1 protein-coding gene is annotated in these 269 nt (G+C 44.6%); it reads right to left on the bottom strand.

Annotated elements, in window-relative coordinates:
* Nucleotides 1-209, bottom strand: a 209-nt coding sequence (locus A3729_RS30800) for a DUF3418 domain-containing protein (protein ID WP_231877423.1), incomplete at its 3' end; no start/stop codon positions are given.
* Between the last annotated feature and the right edge of the window lie 60 nt (nt 210-269).

Below are 269 nucleotides of genomic sequence, written 5' to 3'. Positions count from 1 at the left end.
TCCCAGAGTTTGTTTAACCTTTTCTCTGAGACAGTCTCACTCGTACCCAATTGCTGTGAATACCAAGACACTCGTTGCTCCTCCAGTAACCAGCGAAATCGCTCCAGGTTTTCGCACTTTAAACCTTGAGCATCCAGCTGTTTTTTTCGAAGTTCGTATTGCTCCCACCATTCGGATAGTAAGGGTACATAGCGCCTTTCATTGGCCATATCTCTTGCCATTTTGTCATAGCGTAGAGAGCAAGCTTGCAAATATCTAGGAAAGCTCTT

The sequence above is a fragment of the Oleiphilus sp. HI0043 genome (assembly GCF_001634935.1).
This window is presented reverse-complemented; position numbering and strand designations above follow the sequence as displayed.